A 3,536-nucleotide genomic window follows, 5' to 3' on the forward strand; every position below is an offset into this window, starting at 1 on the left:
CAAGCATCCTCAGTAACGCGCCACGGTGGTCCCATCCCCCTGGCAATCAGGTGGTCCCATCACCCTGGCAAGCGACAGGTCTCACCCCGCCAGCATCAGCAAACCACCGGCGTCCGCTGTGGACCGACACGCCGACGGCTAACCCAGCCTCGCCAGCAGACATCCCATCCCGAACGCGATCCCAGAACTGACGCATAATCCAGGGATAAGCCTTCAGATACACAACAACCTCCAACAAGGTGGCTGTTGCAATCACCCCCAGAAATCGCCGCGCGTTTCATGCGAGTCCGCGTCTGCTCGGCCAGAAACTAGAGCCGGCTCTCCAGCCGCGCCGACACACCCGCCTCCTGCAGGTCGAGCCGTTCCAGCATGGCGCGCACGGCCTCGTCTTCGATGCGGCCCTCATCGCGCTCGGCGATCAGCGCCGCGCGCTGCGCGGCCAACACATCGCGATACAGCGCCGTGAACGCTGCAGAGCGTTTGGTGTGCGCCTCGGGGTCGGGCATCTCGTCGGCGTCCTGCGAGTGCCGCGCGACGACGGCCATGATCTCGGCGATCACCTGCGGGTTCAACCCCTCCGGCGGGTGGGCCCGAAAGTGCGCCAGCACCTCCTCGGCGGCGTCGTGTACGACGCGTTCGGCCTTGAGGTCCTCCTGGCGGTCGGCGGAATGGTCATCGACGAACCGTGTCACGTTCAACCGCTTGATCAACGGCGGCAGCGTCCACCCCTGAATCAGCAGCGTGCCGACGCTGACCACGAACGCGATCGCCTGGATCGTCGCGCGCTCCGGGAAGGGCTCGCCGGTGGCCGTCGTCGCCGGAATCGCTGCCGCCGCAGCCAATGTCACGACACCACGCATGCCCGTCCAGGACACCACCACGTTCTCCTGCCAGCTCAACGGCCGGCGGTCGATCTTCGACCGCCACTTGCCGAGCGGCTTCTCCCGCCGCCGCGCGCCCAGCGTCCCACGCCCCTTAGCGGGAGCCGGTACACTGAGCCGCTTTTCGACATGCGACGACAACTTGTTGCGGCCGAAGATCGCGAACACCGACAGCGGTCGGATCACCAGCACGATCAGCAGCACGACCGCCGAGGCCACAGCGACCTGCCCCAGCGACTCATGCGCCTCGTCGAGGTCCTCCAGCACGAACCGCAAATGCAAACCGATGTAGGCGAATACGAACGCCTCCAGCAGCACGTCGACCGAGTTCCAGACATACCGCTCCTGCAACCGCGTCTGGTAACCGGCGACAAGGGTGCCGTTGGCGACGACAAAACCCGCAACCACCACCGCCAACACACCCGACGCGTGCATCTCTTCAGCGGTGATGAACGCCGCAAACGGCACGACCAGCCCCTGCACCGTCTCCAGGCCAGGGTTGGCCAGCCGGCGTCGGATCCACAACGTCACATACCCCAGCGCCGCGCCGACGAGCGGGCCGACCACCGCGCTGTAAAGGAAGAGCAGCACCGGATTTTCGATGAAGGTGTGGGTGCCGGCGACCTGCGCGACCGCGATCGAGAACAACGTCAGCGCCGCGGCGTCGTTGATCAGGCTCTCCCCCGTCAGGATCGCCATCACCCGTTTCGGCAAGCCGAGCTTGCGGCCGACCGCCACGGCGGTGACGGCGTCGGGTGGCGCCACGATCGCGCCGAGCACCAACGCGAGGCCGAACGTCAGCGGCACGATCACCAGCCACGACGACACCAGTGCGACGGCGAACGCGCTGACCACCACCAGGCCGACGCCGAGTCCCAGGATCGGCCGGATGTTGCGCAGAAACGTCGGAAACGAGAAGTTCAGCGCCGCCGAATACAGCAGCGGCGGTAGCACGACCGACAGCAGGATGTGCGAATCCAGTTCCGGCGGTTGGAAATCCGGCAAGAATGAGACGGCGATACCGACGACGACGATGATGAGAGCGGGTTCCAGCCCGCGTCGGTGCGCGATGGCGGTGACCACGATGGCCCCGACGACGACAAGAATCAGTTCCACCCGACGATTGTCGCTGAGGCTCGCCGCTCGTGCGGACCTAGCCTGCGCGAGCAGACGCTAGTGTCCGCTATCACCTGCGATATTGCGGGCACTAGCGTCTGCTCGGCGACGAAAATCTCTATGTCTGGTCGGTCGGGCACCAGAACACGTTGCGGCCTTCCATCACCGCGGTGCGGATCTCCGTCCCGCAGACGCGGCACGGCTCCCCCGCGCGTCGGTACACGTAGGTGCGGGGCCGTCCCGGCCGATAGGACGGCAGGCCGTGGTCGTCCTCGCGTTCGACGGTGATGATCTTGCCGCGCCGCAGGCCGACCTTCATCAAAGCCACCAGATCGGTCCACATCGCGGCGACCTCGTCTTCGCCGACCTTCACGCCGGGCCGGTACGGGTTGATACGGTGGCGGAACAGCAACTCGTTGCGGTACACATTGCCGACGCCGGCGATCACCGTCTGATCCATCAGCAGCGCGCCAATAGGCCTGCGCGACTTACGGATCCGCGCCCACGCCAGCGACCCGTCGGCGTCGCGGCGCAACGGGTCGGGTCCCAGCCGCGCCACCACGTCGTCGATGTCGGGCTCGTCGATCAGCTCGCAGACCGTCGGGCCGCGCAGATCCGTGCCGAAGTCGCTGCCGACCATCCGCATTCGCACCTGGCCCACCGGCGGCGGCATCGGCACCTCGGATTCGCTGAAGGTGCCGTACAACCCGAGGTGCACGTGCACGACGCGGCCGCCCTCGTAGTGGTGAAACAGGTGCTTGCCCCAGGCGCTGGCCTTCTTGAATACCCGGCCGTTGACGGCGGAAGCGCCCTCGGCGAAGCGGCCCTGGGGGCTGGAGACGATGACGGGTGCACGCCCGAACTTGCGTTGGTGCAGCCGTGCGAGCCGGTGAAGTGTGTGGCCTTCCGGCATCGGCTACGCCGGCGCGCCGGGTACGGCGGGCGGGACGTGCGTCTCTTCGTACTTGGCCAGGATGTCGATGCGGCGCTGGTGACGCTCGGCGCCCGACCACGCCGTGGACAGGAACGCGTCGACGATGGCCAGCGCGTCGGGTACCGAATGCATGCGCGCGCCGATGCCGATCAGCTGCGCCTTGTTGTGCTCGCGGGCCAGCTTGGCCGTCTCGGTGCTCCACGCCAGCGCACAGCGCGCGCCGGGCACCTTGTTCGCCGCGATCTGCTCGCCGTTGCCCGAGCCGCCGATGACGATGCCGAGGCTCTCGTTGTCGCCGACGGTCTTCAGCGCCGTGGCGATGCAGAACGCCGGGTAATCGTCTTCGGCGTCGTAGGTGTAGGCGCCGCAGTCGATGGGCTCGTGCCCGTTTTTCTTCAGGTGTTCGATGATCTCGTTCTTGAGTTCGAAGCCGGCATGGTCGGAGCCCAGGTAGACGCGCATGGCGGCCATTCTGGCAGAGCCCTCCACCCCCATTACGCCCAAACCAACGTTTGGGCGACAAAATGCGGGCGATTTCTGGGGGTGATTGCAACAGCCACCTTGTTGGAGGTTGTTGTGTATCTGAAGGCTTATCCCTGGATTAT

At 66.3% G+C, this 3,536-nt stretch carries 3 protein-coding genes; all 3 read right to left on the minus strand.

Annotation, left to right across the window (positions count from 1 at the left end):
- Nucleotides 1–308: 308 nt before the first annotated feature.
- On the minus strand, nucleotides 309–1,997 hold the full coding sequence (locus CQY20_RS33380; RefSeq protein ID WP_097945579.1) for a cation:proton antiporter: 1,689 nt from the start codon (nucleotides 1,995–1,997) through the stop codon (nucleotides 309–311).
- 118 nt (nucleotides 1,998–2,115) lie between these two features.
- Entirely contained in the window at nucleotides 2,116–2,910 is a 795-nt protein-coding gene (locus CQY20_RS33385; RefSeq protein WP_097945582.1) for an Fpg/Nei family DNA glycosylase, read from the minus strand.
- Between the two features lie 3 nt (nucleotides 2,911–2,913).
- Entirely contained in the window at nucleotides 2,914–3,393 is a 480-nt protein-coding gene (locus CQY20_RS33390) for a ribose-5-phosphate isomerase (protein WP_097945585.1), read from the minus strand.
- Nucleotides 3,394–3,536: the final 143 nt, after the last annotated feature.

This window comes from Mycolicibacterium agri, assembly GCF_002553505.1.
GTDB classification, from domain to species: Bacteria; Actinomycetota; Actinomycetes; order Mycobacteriales; family Mycobacteriaceae; genus Mycobacterium; species Mycobacterium agri.

Coding starts and splice junctions, on each gene's coding strand:
- CQY20_RS33390 (WP_097945585.1), bottom strand. CDS start 3,393: ATGCGCGTCTACCTGGGCTCCGACCATGCCGGCTTCGAACTCAAGAAC.
- CQY20_RS33385 (WP_097945582.1), bottom strand. CDS start 2,910: ATGCCGGAAGGCCACACACTTCACCGGCTCGCACGGCTGCACCAACGC.